The sequence below is a fragment of the Streptomyces sp. NPDC104371 genome (assembly GCF_055583785.1).
In genome coordinates, this window is sequence record NZ_JBVJNF010000007.1 from 423,415 (window position 1) to 442,722 (window position 19,308).

Genomic DNA, 19,308 nt, shown 5'->3' on the forward strand with positions numbered 1-19,308 from the left:
CGCAGTGCCCCGCTTCAGCATCATCGTCCCCGTCTTCAAGGTGCAGGGCTTCCTGGCCGAGTGCCTCGACTCGGTGCTCGGGCAGTCGTACGCCGACTTCGAGGTGATCGCGGTCGACGACTGCTCGCCCGACGGCTGTGGCGCGATCCTCGACGCGTACGCGGAGCGCGACGAGCGGGTGCGGGTGCTGCACCTGCCGGAGAACGTCGGCCTCGGCCGGGCCCGCAACGCCGGAATGCCGTACGCCACCGGGGACTTCCTGTTCTTCCTCGACAGCGACGACACGCTCACCCCGGGCGCGCTCCGCGCGGTCGCGGACCGGCTGGACGAGGCCGGTGACCCCGAGGTGCTCGTCTTCGACTACGCCCGCACCTACTGGTGGGGCGGCACCCGGCGCAATGTCCTGGCCGAGGTGCTCGCCAAGGCGGGCGCGGGGACCTTCACCGCGGACGGGTACCCGGAGATCCTCGAACTGCTGATGGTGGTGTGGAACAAGGTCTACCGCCGCGACTACGTCACCGCGCACGGCTTCCGCTTCCCGCCCGGCTACTACGAGGACACGCCCTGGACGTTCCCCACCCTGCTGAGCGCCCGGCGGATCGCGACGCTCGACCGGATCTGTGTGAACTACCGGCAGCGCCGCCAGGGCAACATCCTGTCCACCACCAGCCGTAAGCACTTCGACGTCCACGACCAGTACGAGCGGGTCTTCGCGTATGTCGACGCGCATCCCGAACTGGCCGACTGGCGCCCGTACTTGCACCGCAAGATGGGCGAGCACTGTCTGGACATCCTGGCCAAGCCGGACCGGCTGCCCGCCCGCGACAAGGAGGAGTTCTTCCGGCGCACGGCCGACCTGTTCCGCAAGCACCGCACCCGGGAGCCGGTGCCCGCCGAACTGCGGGTCCTGGAAGGGAGTTACGTCCGTTACCGGACCCGGCAGCGGGCCGCCGACGTCGGCGGCGCGCTCGGCAAGCGCGCCCGGCAGGCCCGCACGGCGGCGGGCGGGCGGCTCAAGCGGGGCTGGTCCTGGGCGCACGAACACCGGTCCCTGGACCCGAACCTGGCGGTCTACTCGGCGTTCTCGCACCGGGGCGTGCTCGGCGATCCGGCCGCCGTCCACCGCGCGGCACGCGATCTCGCCCCGCACATCCGAGGCGTCTGGGTGGTCCGCGAGGACCACGTGGCCGATCTGCCCTCGGACATCGAGTACGTCACCCCCGACTCCCTGGCCTTCCGCGAGATCACGGCACGGGCCACCTACTTCGTGAACAACGTCAACTGGCCCTGGCACGTGGCCAAACGGCCGGGCAGCGTCCATGTCCACACCCATCAGGGCACCCCGCTGAAGTACATGGGCGCCGACCTGCTGGGCAAGCCGGGCGCCCGGCAGGGGTTCGACGTGCCGCAGATGCTGCGCCGCGCCGACCGCTGGGACCACAGCCTGGTCGCCAACCGCCACTCCGAGCTGGTCTGGAACCGCGCCTACCCCTGCCATTTCGCCTCGGCCCGCACGGGCAGCCCCCGCAACGACGTCCTGGTGAACGCGAAGCCGGGCGACGGGGCGGCCTTCCGGGCGCGGCACGGCATCCCCGAGGACCACACGGTCGTGCTGTACGCGCCGACCCGCCGCGACTACGTCCGGGGCGGCCATGTGGACCGCTTCGACCCGGCCCGGTTCGCCGCGGACCTCGGCGAGGGCCACACCCTCGTCGTACGGCTGCATCCCTCGCTCGCGGACGGCCCGGCCCGCGGGATGGGCCTGGCGGAGCTGCACCGGCGGGGCATCGTGGTCGACGCCACCGACGAGCCGCGGGTGGAGGAGGTGATGCTCGCCTCGGACGCCCTGGTCACGGACTACTCGGCCCTCATGTTCGACTACGCCAACCTGGACCGGCCGATCGTCGTGCACGCGGACGACTGGGGCGCGTTCGCGGCGAGCCGGGGCGCCTACCTCGACATCACCGCGTCGGCGCCGGGCCATGTCTCGCGCTCGTACCGGGAACTGGCGTGGCTGTTCACGTCCGGGAGCTGGCGGGATGAGGAGGCGGCGCGGCTGCGGGCCGGATTCCGGGCGGTGTTCTGCGAGTTCGACGACGGGCGGGCGGCTCAGCGGGTGGTGCGCACGTTGATGCTCGGCGAGCCGGACACCCCGGAAGCGGTCTCGGTACCGGCGCCGGGTGGCCGCGATGTGCTGACCGGCACACGCTGAGCGCGGCGTACATAGAGTCGAAGGGTGACACCGCGGCTCACGTACTCCTCACGGAGGACGAACTCCTCGTTCAGCACCGCGAGTTTGGCACCCTCGGTGCGGCTCCACGGGGTCCAGGAGGGCTGGAGCGCGGACGGTTCGCAGACCACCCACACCGACGCCAACCGGCCGAGCCGCCGCCGCAGTTCACCGGCTCGGACCTCCCGGCCGTACAGGCTTCCGTCGGCGGCGGCCGGTGTCCGGAGCGCCACGTCCCGGGTGCCCCGGAAGTCCGCCGGATAGGCAAGCGCCGCCCGCCGTTCCAGGGAGGGCAGGAAGAGCACGGGGTCCCCGGACCGCACCCTGCGCGCCACGACGGCGGCGTCGGCGGCGAGGTCGTCGGGCCGGTTGGCGGCGCTGCGGTCGGCCTGGAGCAGGGGCAACTGCACGGCGAGGACACCCCCGACGGCGAGCACCCCGAGCAGGACACCCGCGCGACGGGGGACGGCGCGCGGGGCTCGCGCGACGGGTGCCCGCAGACGGCCGAGGGCACCGGAAGCCCGCAGGCCACCGAGCGCTTCAGGCGTCCGCAGGCGACCGAAGGCCCCGTCGTCCCGCAGGCGGCCGAGGGCGCGGGCCAGCCGCTCGGCCCCCGCCGCGGCCAGCAGCGGCGCCCCCGCCAGCGCGTACAGCACATACCGGTCGTCGTAGAGCGGCTGGAGCTGCGATACCCCCATCAGCAGCGCGGGCGGAACCACCAGCAGCGGCAGCGCCACCGCCGCCAGGGACACCTCGCTCTGTGGCCCCGGTGCGCGCAGCCCCAGCACCATCAGCGCCACATACGGGCCCACCACCAGCCGGTCGGGCCCGGTGAACTGCCGCAGCAGGTCTTCCACGCTCCGGCCGTCCGGTGTCGTCAGCCACGCCACCTGGGCCGACTGTCCCCGCGAGACCAGCACCAGCGGCAGCAGTACCACCACCGCGCCGACGGCGGCGCACAGCCATCCCCGCCGCACGCGGCCGGGCACCCGCGCGAGCACCAGCGTGCAGGCGTGGGCCGGCAGGACCAGCACCGCGAACTCGTGCAGCACGCAGGTGAGGGCGAGGACCATGCCGTAGGGCCACCAACTCCCGCCCCGGATCGCCCGTACGAGCAGCAGCGTCGCCCCGGCGACCCCGGCCGCGACCAGCGCGTAGGAGCGGCCCTCCTGCGCGTAGTGCCCGACCATCGGCGTGATCGCGTACAGCAGCCCCGCCCACAGGCCCACGCGCGGGCGGGCGAGCCGGGTGCCCAGCGCGGCGACCAGGCCCGCCGCCACCGCCGCGCCGCAGACCGACGGCAGGCGCAGCACCACCTCGTCGGCGTGGACCGCCAGGACCAGATGCATCAGCAGGTAGTACAGACCGTGCACCGCGTCCACGCTGCCCAGCAGATGCCAGATCTGAGTCATCGAACGGCGCGCGACCTGGAACGTGACCGCCTCGTCGCGCCACATGCCGCCGCGGTCCAGCCCCCACAGCCCGAGCGTGAACATGAGGACCGCGGGCACGAGGACGGCGATGCGCTCGGCGCGCTTCTCCGAATCCCGATTCATACCCTCATTCAACATGCAAAGCTGCATTGCCCGACTCGAACTGGTATTTGACGAGATATCACCAGACATCGGCCGTCCGTCCGGCCTACGATCCGGGGTTGATGAGTGCCTCGAAGACTGCCACGCCACTCCCATCGCTTTCGCCGGTTTCGCTGCTTTCGCCGCTTTCGAAGAGGCTTCGCACGCCTCCTCGGTTGCCTCTCCTCGCCATCGGCTGGCTCGCCACCCGCGCGCTGATGCTGTGGCTGCTCACCCACGACACGTACGCGCTGCTGGGCCGGGGCCGGGTCACCCACGAGGTGTCGTCGCTCTACGCCCACTGGTACGGCGCTCTCGCGCACGGCGCGTTCCCGGCGGACGACCACCTGTGGCAGTACCCGCCGGGCGCGGGCGCGGTGCTGCTCGCGCCGGGGCTGCTGCCGTCGCTGACGTATCTCCAGGCCTTCGTGGTCCTCACGCTGCTCACGGACGCCGTGATCACGCTCGCTCTCGCCCGCGCGGGCACCCGACCGGGCCGTTCGCTGCGCGGGGCCGCGCTGTGGACGGCGGGCCTGCCGCTGCTGCTGCACCTCCCGCTCGCGCGCTACGACGTCGAGGTCACCGCCTTCGCCGTGCTCGCCCTGCTGGTGTGGCCGCGCTCGCCGCGCGCGTACGGCGTGTTCGCGGCGCTGGGCGCCCTGGTGAAGGTCTGGCCCGCGCTGACCCTCATCGGCGCCCCGCGCGGGCGCACCACCCGCGAGGCATGGGCAGCGGCCGTACTCGCCGCCGCCGCGCTCCTGGCCCTGTTCGCCGCCCTGTTCCGTGACCCGTTCGACTTCCTGCGCCAACAGGGCGGCCGGGGCGTGCAGATCGAGTCACTGGGCGGCACGGTGCTGATGTTCGCGCACCGCGCGGGCTGGCCGGGCCGGGCGCGCTACCGGTACGGGGCCGAGGAGTTCGTCGGCCCACACGTACAGACCGTCGCCACCTGCTCGCTGGCGCTGACCGGGGCGGCCTTCGGACTCCTGCTGCTCTGGCGCCTGCGGGCCCGGCGCTGGACCCCGGCGACCTCGTACGACGCGGCGCTCGCGGCCGTCCTGCTGTTCACGGTGACGAGCCGGGTGATCAGCCCCCAGTACATGGTGTGGCTGATCGGCCTGACCGCCGTATGCCTGACCTCCCGCCACACCACACAGCGCCCGGTCGCCCCCCTCGTCCTGACGGCGAGCGCGGTGAGCGCGGTGGTGTACCCCGCGTTCTACGGCCAGGTCGTCCACAGCACGTGGGCGGGGTGCCTGCTCATGCTCGTCCGCAATGGGCTGCTGGCGTCCGCGGCGGTGCTGTCCTTCGTCCGCCTGTGGCGTTCGGGACGGATTCCGGAGCGCGCTGTCACAGCGCCCTGAGCGCCCCCGCCGTGGACCGCGCCAGCCCCTCCAGATAGCCCTTCGGGAGCTTCGGGCCGCGGACCACGACCGCGCGCCAGTACAGCGGGCCCGAGATCAGGTCCAGGGCCAGGTCCTTGTCGATGTCCTCGCGGATCTCGCCGCGCGCGACCGCCGACGCCACGATGCCGTTCGCCACGCTCTGCTGGCCCTCGCGCAGCGCCTTCTGCATGGCCTCGGCGATATCGGGGTTGCGGGCCGCCTCCGCCTGGAGGTCCGGGATGATCTGGCCCGCCACCGGATGGCGCAGTGCGCGGGACGTCACCTCGTACAGCAGGCGCAGGTCGCCCTCCAGCGAGCCGGTGTCGGGGGCCGGCAGGCCCTGTACCGCGACCGCCGAGACCAGGTCGAGGACCAGGTGCAGCTTGGACCGCCACCGGCGGTACACCGCTGTCTTGCCGACGCCCGCCCGGCGCGCGATGCCCTCGATGGACATACGGGCGTAGCCGACGGCCGCCAGTTCCTCGAAGACGGCCGCGCGGATGGCCTCCGTCACTTCCTCGCGGAGCACGGCCGCGCCCGCGGGTGTGCGGCGCCGTCGCACCTGGGGGGTGTCCGCGTTCGTCGTCATGCGGACCAGCATAGGGCGTCACGACGAGACGGTTGCGTTGCGACGTCGGATCGGCTTACGCTCCCGTTGCGACGATACGGTCCCGTCCCGACGTAAGAGCAGGGCAAGACCTTGGCAAGAGATCCGGACCGAGGCCGCCGCGTACCCGACCCCGAGCGAAAGCAGCGGATGTGAGCCAGGTACTCGACACACCGCCCCCCACGGCCAGCGCGGCAACCGAGACCCCGGCGCAGCTCGCCGCCCGGTACGGTCTCTCGGTCAGCGGCGCACGCCCCTCCCTGCCCGCGTACGTCCGCCAGTTGTGGGCCCGCCGCCACTTCATCACGGCCTTCGCCACCGCCAAGCTGACCGCCCAGTACAGCCAGGCGAAGCTCGGCCAGCTCTGGCAGGTCATGACGCCGCTGCTGAACGCGGCGGTCTACTACTTCATCTTCGGCGTGCTGATCGGCACCAAGCACGGCGTGCCCGACTTCGTACCGTTCCTGGTCACGGGCGTGTTCATCTGGACGTTCACGCAGAGCTCGGTCATGGCGGGCACCCGCGCGATCTCCGGCAACCTGGGGCTGGTGCGCGCCCTGCACTTCCCGCGCGCCGCGCTGCCCGTCTCCTTCGCGATCCAGCAGCTCCAGCAGTTGCTGTTCTCGATGGCCGCCCTGTTCGTGATCCTGCTCGGCTTCGGGGTGCCGATCCGCCTCTCCTGGCTGCTCGCGATCCCGGTGCTGGTCCTCCAGTTCACCTTCAACGCGGGCGTCTCGATGATCGTGGCCCGGATGGGCGCGAAGACCCCGGACATCGCGCAGTTGATGCCCTTCATCCTGCGCACCTGGATGTATGTCTCGGGTGTCATGTGGAGCCTCGACAAGACGCTCTCCGGCCGCGATCTGCCGCGCGTCGTCACGGTGTTGCTGGAGTCCAACCCGGCCGCCGTCTACATCGACCTGATGCGCTTCGCGCTGATCGACAGCTTCCACGCCCATCAACTCCCGCACCACGTCTGGGCGTTCGCGGTGGGCTGGGCCCTGCTCGCCGGCGTCGGCGGCTTCATCTACTTCTGGAAGGCTGAGGAGACGTACGGCCGTGGCTGATCTCATGAGCGACCACCCGACCACCGGCGCGCCGGACGAGCGCGTCCCCACCGTCGTCTGCGACAGCGTCGACATCGTCTACCGCGTCAACGGCACGGGCGCGGGCCGCGGTTCGGCCACCGCCGCGCTCAACCGCATCCTGCGCCGCAAGCAGTCGGAGAAGGCCGCGGGCGTACGCCGGGTGCACGCGGTCAAGAGCGTCTCGTTCACCGCGTACAAGGGCGAGGCCATCGGCCTGATCGGGACGAACGGATCGGGCAAGTCGACGCTGCTCAAGGCGGTCGCCGGGCTGCTGCCCGTCGAGCGCGGCAGGATCTACACGAACGGCCAGCCCTCGCTGCTCGGGGTGAACGCGGCGATGATGAACGACCTGACGGGCGAACGCAACGTCCATCTCGGCGGCCTCGCCATGGGGATGTCCCGGGAACAGGTCAAGGAGCGCTACCAGGAGATCGTCGACTTCTCCGGCATCAACGAGAAGGGCGACTTCATCACGCTCCCCATGCGGACGTACTCCTCGGGCATGGCCGCCCGGCTGCGCTTCTCCATCGCCGCCGCCAAGGACCACGACGTCCTGCTCATCGACGAGGCCCTCGCCACCGGCGACCGCTCCTTCCAGCGGCGCTCCGAGGCCCGTATCCGCGAACTGCGCCGCCACGCGGGCACGGTGTTCCTCGTCAGCCACAACAACAAGTCCATCCGCGACACGTGTGACCGCGTGCTGTGGCTGGAGCGCGGCGAGCTGCGCATGGACGGTCCGACCGATGAAGTCCTCGCGGAGTACGAGGCGTTCACCGGCGGGAACGACAAGCCGAAGGCCGCGAAGGCCGCCAAGCCGTCGAAGCCCGCCCCTGCCGGTGCCGCCGTGAGCGCCTGACGCCGACGGCCGGGCGAGCGGACGACACCCGGATACGACGACGGCGGGGCGCCCCAGAAGCTCTGGGGCGCCCCGCCGTCGTATCCGCTCCTAGCCGTGCGACCGCAGCAGCGTCCGCATCGTGCGCATCGCGACCGACAGGTTCGCGAGGTCGAAGGAGTCCGAGCCGGAGATCTCGTCCAGGGTGGCACGCGCCCGGGTCAGGATCGCCGCGTTCTTCTCCTCCCAGCCGTCGAAGCGCTGCTCGGGGCTGGAGGCGCCGTTGCCCACGGACAGGATCTCGGCCGTCAGGCCCGCGTGCGCCGCGTACAGGTCCTCGCGGATGGCCGCGCGGGCCATCGACTGCCAGCGGTCGTTACGCGGCAGCTCGATGATGCGGTCCATGAGCTGGGTGATCCGCAGCCGGTCGCCGAGGTCGTAGTACAGCTCGGCGACGGCCATCGGGTCCTTGCCCATGCGGTCGGCCACCGACACGATGTCGAGCGCGGGGAAGGCGGAGGAGAACCCGGCCACGCGCGTGGCCAGCTCGTCCGGCACACCGGCGCCCGTCATCTCGTCGTAGACCTGCTGCCACCACTCCAGGTCCACACCGCGCACCAGCTTGGGCAGCTCGCTCCAGACCTGCTCGACGCGCTCCTTGAAGAACTCGATCGTCGAGGACAGCTCCAGCGGCTGCGGCCGGTTGTTGAGCAGCCAGCGCGTGCCGCGCTCCACCAGACGGCGGGAGTGCAGCCGGATCCGGGTCTGGACGGCGGCGTCGACCTCGTTGTCGAGGGCCTCGACCGCGTCCCACACCTCGCCCGCGTGGAAGATCGCGCGGGACGCCGTCTGCGCCCTCACGATCTCCTCCAGCGACGCGCCCGTCTCCTCGCGCATCCGGTGCAGGAAGCTCGTACCGCCCGTGTTGACCGTGTCGTTGACCAGGAGGGTCGTCACGATCTCCCGGCGCAGCGCGTGGTGGTCGATCTGCTCGGGGAACCGCTTGCGCAGCGCCGTCGGGAAGTACTCGTGCAGCAGCGTGCGCAGATACGGGTCGTCGGGCAGCCCGGTCTCCAGCAGCTCCCGGGACACCGTGATCTTGGTGTACGCCAGCAGGACGGCCGTCTCCGGGCCGGTCAGGCCCTGCCCGGTGTTCAGCCGCTCACGGATCTGCCGGTCGGTGGGCATGAACTCCAGCGCCCGGTCGAGGTGGCCCTGGCGCACCAGGTGGCGCAGGAAGCGCTGCTGCGCGTGCAGCATGTCCTTGGACTGGGCCAGGGCGTTGGCGATCGCCGTGTTCTGCGCGTAGTTGTTGCGCAGCACCAGCGAGCCGACCTCGTCGGTCATCTCGGCGAGCAGCTTGTTGCGCTGCTTGACGGTGAGATCACCGTTGGCCACGACCGAGTTGAGCAGGATCTTGATGTTCACCTCGTGGTCGGAGGTGTCCACACCGGCGCTGTTGTCGATCGCGTCGGTGTTGATCTTGCCGCCGTGCTGGGCGCACTCGATCCGGCCGAGCTGGGTCAGGCCGAGGTTGCCGCCCTCGCCGACGACCTTGACCCGCAGGTCCTTGCCGTCCACGCGGATGGCGTCGTTGGCCTTGTCGCCGACGTCCGCGTTCGACTCCGCCGAGGACTTGACGTAGGTGCCGATACCGCCGTTCCACAGCAGGTCGACCGGCGCCTTGAGGATCGCCTTCATCAGGTCGGCCGGGGTCATCTTGGTGACGCCCTGGTCGAGGCCGAGGGCGTCCCGGATGTGCGCGTTGACCTGGATCGACTTGGCGCTGCGCGGGAAGACGCCGCCGCCCGCGGAGAGCAGCTCGGCGTTGTAGTCGGCCCACGAGGAGCGCGGCAGTTCGAACAGGCGCCGCCGCTCGGCGTACGCGGTCGCCGCGTCCGGGGTCGGGTCGATGAAGATGTGCCGGTGGTCGAAGGCCGCGACCAGGCGGATGTGCTCGGACAGCAGCATGCCGTTGCCGAACACGTCACCGGACATGTCACCGATGCCGACCACGGTGAAGTCCTCGGTCTGGGTGTCCACGCCCAGCTCCCGGAAGTGCCGCTTGACGGACTCCCAGGCACCGCGGGCGGTGATGCCCATGCCCTTGTGGTCGTAGCCCGCCGAGCCGCCGGAGGCGAACGCGTCGCCCAGCCAGAAGCCGTAGTCCCCGGCGACCTCGTTGGCGATGTCCGAGAACCGCGCGGTGCCCTTGTCGGCCGCGACCACGAGGTAGGTGTCGTCCGAGTCGTGGCGGACCACGTCCGCGGGCGGCACGACCTCGCCGGCCACCAGGTTGTCGGTGATGTCGAGCAGCGCCGAGATGAACGTCCGGTAGCTGCGCACGCCCTCCGCGAGCCAGGCGTCGCGGTCGACGGACGGGTCCGGGAGCTGCTTGGCGACGAAGCCGCCCTTGGCGCCGACCGGCACGATGACGGTGTTCTTCACCATCTGCGCCTTGACCAGGCCGAGGATCTCCGTACGGAAGTCCTCACGCCGGTCGGACCAGCGCAGACCACCGCGCGCGACCTTGCCGAAGCGCAGGTGCACGCCCTCGACGCGCGGCGAGTACACCCAGATCTCGTACGCCGGGCGCGGCGCCGGGAGATCCGGGATGGCCTGCGGGTCGAACTTCATCGACACGTAGTCGTGCGGCTTGCCCTGCTTCTCCTGGAAGAAGTTGGTGCGCAGGGTCGCCTTGATGACGGTGAGGAAGGAGCGCAGGATGCGGTCCTCGTCGAGCGAGGCGACCTGGTCGAGCGCGGCGTCCAGCTCCTCCAGCAGGGCGTCGGTCAGCTCCACCCCGGCCCGCTGCCGCTCCGGCGCCATCCGCGCCTCGAAGAGCGAGACCAGCAGCCGCGTGGTGTGGACGTTCGTACGGAGGGTGGCCTCCATGTAGTCCTGGCTGAACGTCGAACCGGCCTGACGCAGGTACTTGGCGTACGCGCGCAGCACCATCGCCTGCCGCCAGGTGAGCCCGGCGCCCAGCACGAGGGCGTTGAAGCCGTCGTTCTCGGCCTGGCCGGTCCAGGTGGCGGCGAAGGCGTCCTGGAACCGCTCGCGGGCGTCGTCCCCGAGGTCGCCGTTGCCGCTCAGCGACTTGGGCAGGCGCAGACCGAAGTCGTAGATCCACGCGCTCGTCCGGTCCGCGCGGCGCAGCTCGTACGGGCGCTCGTCGACGACCTCGACACCGAGCCGGTTGAGCACGGGCAGGACGGCGGAGAGCGAGACGGCCTCGCCCTTGCGGTAGATCTTGAAGCGGCGCTCGCCGGGGCCCGCGCCCACGGGCTCGTACAGGCTGAGGGCGAAGTCCTTGCCCTCCTCCGCGCCGGTGAGCTGCTCCAGGTGGACGAGGTCGGCGACCGCGGCGCGCGGGCTGTGGTCGGCCTTGTAGCCCTCGGTGAAGGCACCGGCGTAGCGGCGCAGCAGCTCGGCGGCGCGCTCCTCGCCCAGTTCGGCGTTCAGCGCCTCGGAGAAGGAGTCGGCCCAGGAGCGGGCGGCCTCCACGAGACGCGCCTCGATGCGCTCCCGGTCGCCGTCGGAGAGCTGCGGCAGCTCGGTGCCCTGCGGGACACGGACGACGAAGTGCAGCCTGGAGAGGATCGACTCGGTGTTCCAGGCCGTGAAGTCGACGCTGGTGCCGCCGAGCTCCTCCTTGAGGATGTCGATGATCCGCAGCCGGACGCCGGTGGTGTAGCGGTCGCGCGGCAGGTAGACGAGCGCCGAGTAGTAGCGCCCGTACTCGTCCTGGCGCAGGTAGAGCCGCAGGCGGCGGCGCTCCTGGAGGTAGAGCACGGAGGTGGCGATGGTGCGCAGCTCGTCGGCCGGCGTCTGGAACAGCTCGTCGCGCGGGTAGGTCTCCAGGATCTGGAGCAGGTCGCGGCCGTCGTGGCTGTTGGGCGAGAACCCGGCGCCCTTGAGGACCTCGGCGACCTTGCGCCGCACGACCGGCACGCGGCGCACGGACTCGGTGTAGGCCGCGGACGAGAACAGGCCGAGGAAGCGGCGCTCGCCGACGACGTTGCCGTCCTTGTCGAACTTCTTCACGCCGACGTAGTCAAGGTACGACGGACGGTGCACGGTCGCGCGGCTGTTGGCCTTGGTGAGGATCAGCAGCTTGTGCTCGCGCGCCTTGGCGCGGGCGTCGGCCGGCAGCCGCTCGAAGGAGGGGCTCACCGGGTGGTTGTCCTCACCGGCGTGCTGCGGGTCCGCACGCAGTATCCCCAGCCCGGTGCCGGGCACGGCGGCCAGCGAGTCGTCGTCGCGCAGCTCGTACTCGCGGTAGCCGAGGAAGGTGAAGTGGTCGGCGGCCAGCCAGCGCAGCAGCTCGCGGGCCTCCTCGACCTCCGGCCGGGGCAGGTCGCCGGCCACGGGCTCCTCGCGGAGACCCTCGGCCAGGCGCAGCGACGCGTCGCGCATCTTCTCCCAGTCCTCGACGGCCTCACGGACGTCGGACAGGATGCGCAGCAGGTCGGCGGTGATCTGCTTGAGGTCGGCGCGGTCGGTCTCGCGGTCGATCTCGACGTGGATCCACGACTCGATGTGCGCGTCGTGCGGCAGGTCGCCGCCGGGCACGGCGGGCAGCACCTCGAGGAGCTTGCCGGTCAGATCGCGGCGGACCACGAACTGCGGGTGGACGACGACGTGGATGCCGCGGCCCTGCCGGGACAGCTCGTTGGTCACGGAGTCGACCAGGAACGGCATGTCGTCGGTGACGACCTCGACGACGGAGTGGCTGCACGTCCAGCCGTTCTCCTCGACCGTCGGGGTGTGCACCCGCACGTTGGCCGTGCCCTGCGGGCGGGTCTCGGCCAGCCGGTAGTGCGACAGCGCGGCGCCGAGCACGTCCACGGGGTCGCGGTCGGCGAGGTCTTCGGGGGCGGTGTGCAGGTAGTAGCGCTGGAGGAACGCGAGCACAGCGTCCCGGTCCGAGGCGCCCTCGCTCATCGTCCCGGTCGGTAGGTGCCCCCCGACCGGGCTGTTCTCAGCTACCCGGGCAGCCCTTTCGAGCAGCTCGGCCTTGGCTTCGTCCAGCTTGGTCTGCATTGTCCTCTGGCTCCTGTCGCGCGCCGTTGCGTGACGTAGAACGAAATACGGGTTCTTCTCCGACGTGACGCCGCGACGCGAGGTGTCCGGTGTGTCCGGTCTGATGCGACGCTATGCCGCGCGGAGAGGTGGATGAGGGGTTATCGGCCATCTGCGGCGTCCTCGGCGACTGTGACGCTGTCCACGGCGCGTGCTGCGCCTCTCGCGTCCTCGGCGCCCCGGCTGCCGCACAGGGCGCTTGCGGCGCCCTTCCCGACCGGCCCCGTCTGCGAAGACCAGCGACCGCCGCCCGGTCACGGTTGTCATCCGTGCTCGCCGGGCGCAGGGCAGGGACGGCAGCGTCCCTGCGACGTATCGCGCTGATCACGCCACAAGGCTATCGCTCTCCACGGGGTGAACGTCATGAGCCGTATGTGTACAAAACAGGGGGTCGAAATTTGACGTTCTGCACAGGGGTGCGGGAGGCGAAGCCGTGCAGTGCCGTGTGTACGCGTCCGCGGGGCGGCAGGATGGCCATCGGAAGGTGTCCGCACGACCGAGGGAGCCCAGGCGCATGACGCAGAAGATCCTGATCGTCACCGGCGACGCGGCGGAGTCACTGGAGGTGCTCTACCCCTACCAGCGCCTGCGCGAGGAGGGCTACGAGGTCCATATCGCGGCCCCCACGCGCAAGACGCTCCGCTTCGTCGTCCACGACTTCGAACCCGGCTTCGACACCTACACCGAGAAGCCCGGCTACACCTGGCCCGCCGACCTCGCCTTCTCGGAGGTCGACCCCGGCGACTACGTGGCCCTCGTGATCCCGGGCGGGCGCGCCCCGGAGTATCTGCGCAACGATCCCGAGCTGCGCAAGATCCTCAAGTCGTTCTTCGACACGGACAAGCCCGTCGCCCAGATCTGCCACGGCCCCCTGCTCACCGCCGCGGTCGACGCCCTGCGCGGGCGCCATGTGACCGCCTATCCGGCCCTGGAGCTGGACATGCAGGCGGCCGGGGCCACCTTCCAGGACGCCGAGGCCGTGGTCGACGGCACGCTCGTCTCGTCCCGCGCCTGGCCGGACCACTCCCGCTGGATGCGGGAGTTCCTGACGGTCCTGCGGACGAAGGCGCCCGTGACCTGAGCCACGCGTCCGCGCGGTGCCGCGCCGTGCACGCCAGCGGTGCCGCGCCGTGCGCGCCAGCAGTGTGGCGCTTCGCACAGCGACGGTGTTGCGCCGTGCGCGGTCAGCCCGCCGCCAGTCGCTCGGCTTCCTCGACCGCTTCCTCCAGCGAGTCGACCACCGGGACGCCGACCTCCTCGAGGCTGGCGCGGCTGTGGGAGCCGCCGGTGTAAAGAACGGCGCGCGCTCCGACATGCCGGGCGGCGACCGCGTCGTCGGCGGCGTCCCCGATCACCACCGTGCGCGTCGGGTCGACGCCGCCCAGCTCCCGTATGTGCCGGACCATGTGCTCGGCCTTGCTGCCGCCGGAGGGGCCCATCCGGCCCTCCACCCGCAGGAAGTGCGCCTCGATCCCGAAGCCCCGCACCAGCGGGACGAGTTCGTCGTGCCCGTACATGCTCAGCAGGGACTGGCTGCGGCCCGCCGACCGCCACCCCGCGAGCAGCTCGGCCGCGCCCTGGGTGAGCCCGCAGCCGAGCCGGTGCTGGTCGTAGTACCGGTGGAAGGTCTCGTCCATGACCAGCCACTCGGCGTTCGTGGGCATCCGCCCCAGCAGCCGCTCGTAGAACTTCGGCACCGGGACGCAGTACAGCGCCCGATAACGCTCCAGCGTGATCGGTTCCATGCCCAGCTCGGCGAACGCCGCGTTCGTCGCCCCGATGATCGCGTCGACGTCGTGGAACAGGGTGCCGTTCCAGTCCCAGACGATGTGCGCGCTTCCGTACGTCCCCATGCGCACAACGTACCCGGCCCCACTGACACCGCGGAATGCCAGGTCAGCCGCCGAGGCCGAGCAGGTTCGGGATCTCCTGCGTGGCGAACCACAGCAACTCGTGGTCCTCGGCACCGTCCACGACGAACTGCGCGTCGTCGTCCCCGCCGTCCGCGGCCGCAAGCGCCTGGACCGCCGCGGCCACATCGGCCTCCGCGTCATCAGCGTCGACATGCACCGCCGCCGCCTTGGCCAAGGACACCACCCCGGCGACGCGCACCTCGCCGAGGGCCGCCGGGTCGAGGCCCCGGTCGGGATCGAAGGCCGCCGCTCCGTCCGGTACGTCGACCGCGACGACGACCCGGCGTCGCGGCGCGCCCTCGTCCTCCGCCAGCAGCCGCAGGGAGGCCTGCGCGGCCCGGCTCAGCGCCGCGTACTCCAACTCCTCGATGTCGTCGGAGAGGTACCACTCGCGCAGTGCGGGGGTGACGGCGTACGCGGTGAACGGGCCCGCCCCCAGCTCTCCCGTCTTGTGCGCCTCGGCGAGACCGGAGAGGGTCAGAGGGACGTAGACGCGCATCACGAGCCGCTTTCGTTGTGGATGAGGGCGGCCGGACCGCCCGTGACAGACCCCGCGGAGATCGTTCTCGCGCCTCCGGCGAGTCACCCCAGGATACGTGGGGGTGTCCCCTTTCGAGTCCCGATGACCCCCGCCTCCGGCGTCAACCGGGGCGCTCCCGAATCACCCGGCCCAGCCCGGCTCGCCCTGCCGCCGCAGGGGTCCCCGGCGGGCCCATCACCCTGACAGGTGAAATCTCGCGCCCCTCCGCCACGCACCAGGGTTGCTTGCGAGCCGGGTCCCCGCCCCGTACAAGGTCCCCAGCAGAAGTTACCGACCGGTATCACCCGGAATCAGCCGGTGGAGCCCGGTATCGCGAACGGGGATTCCCATGCACAAGGTGATGACGAGGAACGAGGCCACGGCGAGGAGCGCGGCCCTGCCGAGGAGCACACGTCCGGCCGGGCGCCCTCCGGTCCGCCAGGACACCCGCCGCCCCGGCGGCGGCACCCCCCGCCGGACGGCACCGGGCCAGGGCGCCTCGCGGGCTACGGCGGGCCCTCGGAGCGCGCCCCGGGTGCCGCCCGGCCGGCATCCCTCCGCGACGGCGGTGGTGGCCGTCAGCGCGCCGCTCAGGCCCGCTCCGCCCGTCCGCCCCACCGATCTCTTCGCCGACCGTCTGCTGTCCGTCCTGAGCGGGCAGCGGCCGGTGCACAGCATGCTCCGCCACACGGTCGGCCGGGCCTACGACGAACTGGCCTGGCTCGCGCGGCGCGGCGCGCTGCGCACCCGCGGCACCCGTCCGGTCGTCCGCGACATCGGCTACTACGTCCCGCGCCCCGGCGCCATCGAGGCCTTCGCCCGCATCGGCGCGGGCGACCAGGTACGCGCGATGGCGTTCCGCCTGGAGTGCGGTCCGGATCACCGCTGGCGCTGCGCGGCGGTGGAACTCGGCGGCCCCCGCATGCCCCACACGGACGACGACTGACCGGCACAACTACCGCGCAGACAACGACACTCGCGCAGGCCACAAGCCGCGAACACACGAGGGGCCGGGCACCCTGGGGATGCCCGGCTCCCATAGCTGACAGGCCGTCACCCTCGCGTCAACGGCTGCCCTCCGCCCGCTTGCGACGCCAAGGCGCGAGGCGCGAGGCGCGAACACGCGAGGGGCCGGGCACCCTGGGATGCCCAGCCCCTCAGACCTGTCGCGTCGTCACTTCTTGCGGCGACGGCCGCCCTTCGCCTGCTTGCGGCGCTCCGCGCGCGTGAGGCCGTCCGCCTCCGAGCGCACCGGCTCGTCGCCGGGGAGGTCGCCCTCGACGACGCCGCCCTCGCCGTCCACCGTCGGCGCGGAGAAGTGCAGCCGCTCGCGCCGCTGCGGGGCGTCGAGCCCCTTGGCACGGATCTCCGGGCGGGCCGCCTGCGCGGCCACCGCCTCCTCCTTCTCCAGGCTCGGCGTCGCGTCCTCGACGGGGACCTCCTCGACCTGCTGCTCGACCTGGACCTCCAGGTTGAACAGGTAGCCGACGGACTCCTCCTTGATGCCCTCCATCATGGCGGTGAACATGTCGAAGCCCTCGCGCTGGTACTCGACCAGCGGGTCCTTCTGCGCCATCGCGCGCAGGCCGATGCCCTCCTGGAGGTAGTCCATCTCGTAGAGGTGCTCACGCCACTTGCGGTCCAGGACCGACAGCACGACCCGGCGCTCCAGCTCGCGCATGATCTCGGAGCCGAGCTGCGTCTCACGCTGCTCGTACTGCTCGCGGATGTCGTCCTTGATGGACTCGGCGATGAACTCGGCCGTCAGCCCGGCCCGGTCGCCCGCGGCCTCCTCCAGCTCCTCGATGGTGACCTTCACCGGGTAGAGCTGCTTGAAGGCGCCCCACAGCCGGTCCAGGTCCCACTCCTCGGCGAAGCCCTCGGCGGTCTCGGCGGCGACGTACGCGTCGATCGTGTCGTCCATGAAGTGCTGGATCTGCTCCTGCAGATCCTCGCCCTCCAGGACGCGGCGCCGCTCGCCGTAGATGACCTCGCGCTGCCGGTTGAGGACCTCGTCGTACTTGAGGACGTTCTTACGGGTCTCGAAGTTCTGCGTCTCGACCTGGGACTGTGCGGAGGCGATCGCGCGCGTGACCATCTTGTTCTCGATCGGCACGTCGTCGGGGACGTTGGCCATCGACATCACGCGCTCGACCATCTGCGCCTTGAACAGACGCATCAGGTCGTCGCCCAGCGACAGGTAGAAGCGGGACTCACCGGGGTCGCCCTGACGGCCGGAACGACCGCGGAGCTGGTTGTCGATACGGCGCGACTCGTGCCGCTCGGTGCCGAGGACGTAGAGGCCGCCCAGCTCCTCGACCTCCTCCTTCTCGGCCTTCACCGCGTGCTCGGCCTTCTCCAGAGCGGCGGGCAGGGCCGCGGCCCACTCCTCGATGTGCTCCTCGGGGTCGAGCCCGTGCTGGCGCAGCTCGGCCTCGGCGAGGTCCTCGGGGTTGCCGCCGAGCTTGATGTCCGTACCACGGCCGGCCATGTTCGTGGCCACCGTCACGGCGCCCTTGCGGCCGGCCTGGGCGACGATCACGGCCTCGCGGTCGTGCTGCTTCGCGTTCAGCACCTCGTGCTGGATGCCACGCTTGCTGAGCTGCTGGGAGAGGTACTCGGACTTCTCGACCGAGGTGGTGCCGACGAGGATCGGCTGGCCCTTCTCGTGCTTCTCGGCGATGTCGTCGACGACCGCCTCGAACTTCGCGACCTCGGTGCGGTAGATCAGGTCCGACTGGTCCTTGCGGACCATCGGCTTGTTCGTCGGGATCGGGACCACGCCGAGCTTGTAGATCTGGTGGAACTCGGCGGCCTCGGTCATCGCCGTACCGGTCATGCCGGAGAGCTTGTTGTAGAGGCGGAAGAAGTTCTGCAGGGTGATCGTCGCGAGCGTCTGGTTCTCGTCCTTGATGTCCACCCCTTCCTTCGCCTCGATCGCCTGGTGCATGCCCTCGTTGTAGCGGCGGCCCGCGAGGATACGGCCGGTGTGCTCGTCGACGATCATGACCTCGCCGTCGATGACGACGTAGTCCTTGTCCTTCTTGAAGAGTTCCTTGGCCTTGATGGCGTTGTTCAGGTAGCCGACCAGCGGGGTGTTCACCGACTCGTAGAGGTTGTCGATGCCCAGCCAGTCCTCGACCTTGGAGACGCCGGACTCGTGGATCGCGACCGTGCGCTTCTTCTCGTCGACCTCGTAGTCGCCGGTCTCCTCGATGCCCTTGAGGGGGTTGCCCGCCTCGCCCTTCTTCAGCCGCGTGACCAGCTTGGAGAAGTCGCCGTACCACTTCGTGGCCTGGTCGGCCGGGCCGGAGATGATCAGCGGCGTACGGGCCTCGTCCACGAGGATGGAGTCGACCTCGTCGACGATCGCGAAGTTGTGGCCACGCTGGACCAGTTCGTCCTGCGACCAGGCCATGTTGTCGCGGAGGTAGTCGAACCCGAACTCGTTGTTCGTGCCGTACGTGATGTCGCAGCCGTACTGCTCACGGCGCTGGGCCGGGGTCATGTTGGCGAGGATGCAGCCGACGGACAGGCCCAGGAACTTGTGGACGCGGCCCATCATCTCGGAGTCGCGCTCGGCCAGGTAGTCGTTGACCGTGACGATATGGACGCCGTCGCCGGACAGGGCGTTGAGATACGCGGGCAGGGTGCCGACGAGCGTCTTGCCCTCACCGGTCTTCATCTCGGCGACATAGCCGAGATGCAGCGCGGCCCCGCCCATCATCTGCACGTCGTAGTGCCGCTGGCCGAGGACACGCTTCGCGGCCTCGCGCACGGTGGCGAAGGCCTCGGGCAGCAGGTCGTCGAGGCTCTCGCCGTCGGCGTACCGCTGCTTGTACTCGTCGGTGAGGGCCCGCAGCTCGGCGTCGGAGAGGCCGATGAAGTCCTCTTCGATGGAGTTGACCTGGTCCGCGATGCGGTGCAGCTTGCGCAGGATCTTGCCTTCGCCTGCACGCATGATCTTCGAGAGGACGGACACGGGGGTTTGTCTCCTTGCCGGTCGGGCCTGGGACGGTCGGTTGCATATGAGAGATCGAGCAACGGCCATCGTAAGCGAGGACCCCGCCA

At 70.9% G+C, this 19,308-nt stretch carries 12 protein-coding genes; 6 read left to right on the forward strand and 6 right to left on the reverse strand.

All coding sequences use genetic code 11. The annotated features are described in order from the left end of the window. The first annotated feature begins 4 nt into the window (after positions 1–4). Complete coding sequence (locus ACZ60T_RS23755; RefSeq protein WP_469667670.1) at positions 5–2,212, forward strand: bifunctional glycosyltransferase/CDP-glycerol:glycerophosphate glycerophosphotransferase; 2,208 nt, start codon at positions 5–7, stop codon at positions 2,210–2,212. Here ACZ60T_RS23755 and ACZ60T_RS23760 read toward each other — a convergent pair. Beyond that, the gene (locus ACZ60T_RS23760; protein ID WP_469667671.1) at positions 2,110–3,786 is read right to left on the reverse strand and encodes a glycosyltransferase family 39 protein; all 1,677 of its coding nucleotides are present in this window, start codon (positions 3,784–3,786) and stop codon (positions 2,110–2,112) included. The two genes, ACZ60T_RS23755 and ACZ60T_RS23760, sit on opposite strands and share 103 nt — an antisense overlap. Before the next feature lie 236 nt (positions 3,787–4,022). Here ACZ60T_RS23760 and ACZ60T_RS23765 point away from each other — a divergent pair, with 236 nt between their 5' ends. Continuing rightward, positions 4,023–5,168: a glycosyltransferase 87 family protein gene (locus tag ACZ60T_RS23765; RefSeq protein WP_469667706.1), complete on the forward strand. Its 1,146-nt coding sequence runs from the start codon at positions 4,023–4,025 to the stop codon at positions 5,166–5,168. Here ACZ60T_RS23765 and ACZ60T_RS23770 read toward each other — a convergent pair. Next, the gene (locus ACZ60T_RS23770; protein WP_469667673.1) at positions 5,155–5,778 is read right to left on the reverse strand and encodes a TetR/AcrR family transcriptional regulator; all 624 of its coding nucleotides are present in this window, start codon (positions 5,776–5,778) and stop codon (positions 5,155–5,157) included. The two genes, ACZ60T_RS23765 and ACZ60T_RS23770, sit on opposite strands and share 14 nt — an antisense overlap. Positions 5,779–5,948: 170 nt before the next feature. Between ACZ60T_RS23770 and ACZ60T_RS23775 the strand changes: the two genes are divergently transcribed. Both ACZ60T_RS23775 and ACZ60T_RS23780 read left to right on the forward strand, forming a co-directional pair. Beyond that, the gene (locus ACZ60T_RS23775; RefSeq protein WP_365634031.1) at positions 5,949–6,863 is read left to right on the forward strand and encodes an ABC transporter permease; all 915 of its coding nucleotides are present in this window, start codon (positions 5,949–5,951) and stop codon (positions 6,861–6,863) included. A gap of 4 nt (positions 6,864–6,867) precedes the next feature. After that, a complete protein-coding gene (locus ACZ60T_RS23780; RefSeq protein WP_469667708.1) occupies positions 6,868–7,740 on the forward strand; it encodes an ABC transporter ATP-binding protein in 873 nt (290 codons plus the stop codon). A 90-nt stretch (positions 7,741–7,830) separates the two neighbouring features. Here the strand turns inward: ACZ60T_RS23780 and ACZ60T_RS23785 are convergent, their stop codons facing one another. Further along, positions 7,831–12,765: an NAD-glutamate dehydrogenase gene (locus tag ACZ60T_RS23785; protein WP_365634029.1), complete on the reverse strand. Its 4,935-nt coding sequence runs from the start codon at positions 12,763–12,765 to the stop codon at positions 7,831–7,833. Positions 12,766–13,318: 553 nt separating this feature from the next. On the opposite strand from ACZ60T_RS23785, the gene ACZ60T_RS23790 reads away from it, so the two are divergent. After that, positions 13,319–13,885, forward strand: a complete 567-nt coding sequence (locus ACZ60T_RS23790; RefSeq protein WP_365634026.1) for a DJ-1/PfpI family protein — start codon at positions 13,319–13,321, stop codon at positions 13,883–13,885. Positions 13,886–13,988: 103 nt separating this feature from the next. Here ACZ60T_RS23790 and ACZ60T_RS23795 read toward each other — a convergent pair whose 3' ends face one another. Next, the gene (locus ACZ60T_RS23795) at positions 13,989–14,657 is read right to left on the reverse strand and encodes an HAD family hydrolase (RefSeq protein WP_365634023.1); all 669 of its coding nucleotides are present in this window, start codon (positions 14,655–14,657) and stop codon (positions 13,989–13,991) included. Between the two features lie 43 nt (positions 14,658–14,700). Further along, entirely contained in the window at positions 14,701–15,216 is a 516-nt protein-coding gene (locus ACZ60T_RS23800; RefSeq protein ID WP_469667674.1) for a DUF6912 family protein, read from the reverse strand. 370 nt (positions 15,217–15,586) lie between these two features. On the opposite strand from ACZ60T_RS23800, the gene ACZ60T_RS23805 reads away from it, so the two are divergent. Next, positions 15,587–16,183 carry an Rv3235 family protein gene (locus ACZ60T_RS23805; protein ID WP_469667675.1) on the forward strand — a complete coding sequence of 199 codons (597 nt, stop codon included), beginning with the start codon at positions 15,587–15,589 and terminating at the stop codon, positions 16,181–16,183. A gap of 228 nt (positions 16,184–16,411) precedes the next feature. On the opposite strand, the gene secA is transcribed toward ACZ60T_RS23805, so the two are convergent. Next, a complete protein-coding gene (gene secA, locus ACZ60T_RS23810; protein WP_365634014.1) occupies positions 16,412–19,219 on the reverse strand; it encodes a preprotein translocase subunit SecA in 2,808 nt (935 codons plus the stop codon). Positions 19,220–19,308 lie beyond the last annotated feature (89 nt).

Bases quoted from the DNA above. Each gene is read 5' to 3' on its own strand.
- ACZ60T_RS23760 (WP_469667671.1), bottom strand. From the start codon at position 3,786: ATGAATCGGGATTCGGAGAAGCGCGCCGAGCGCATCGCCGTCCTCGTG.
- ACZ60T_RS23765 (WP_469667706.1), top strand. From the start codon at position 4,023: ATGCTGTGGCTGCTCACCCACGACACGTACGCGCTGCTGGGCCGGGGC.
- ACZ60T_RS23770 (WP_469667673.1), bottom strand. From the start codon at position 5,778: ATGACGACGAACGCGGACACCCCCCAGGTGCGACGGCGCCGCACACCC.
- ACZ60T_RS23780 (WP_469667708.1), top strand. From the start codon at position 6,868: ATGAGCGACCACCCGACCACCGGCGCGCCGGACGAGCGCGTCCCCACC.
- ACZ60T_RS23785 (WP_365634029.1), bottom strand. From the start codon at position 12,765: ATGCAGACCAAGCTGGACGAAGCCAAGGCCGAGCTGCTCGAAAGGGCT.
- ACZ60T_RS23790 (WP_365634026.1), top strand. From the start codon at position 13,319: ATGACGCAGAAGATCCTGATCGTCACCGGCGACGCGGCGGAGTCACTG.
- ACZ60T_RS23795 (WP_365634023.1), bottom strand. From the start codon at position 14,657: ATGGGGACGTACGGAAGCGCGCACATCGTCTGGGACTGGAACGGCACC.
- ACZ60T_RS23800 (WP_469667674.1), bottom strand. From the start codon at position 15,216: ATGCGCGTCTACGTCCCTCTGACCCTCTCCGGTCTCGCCGAGGCGCAC.
- ACZ60T_RS23805 (WP_469667675.1), top strand. From the start codon at position 15,587: ATGCACAAGGTGATGACGAGGAACGAGGCCACGGCGAGGAGCGCGGCC.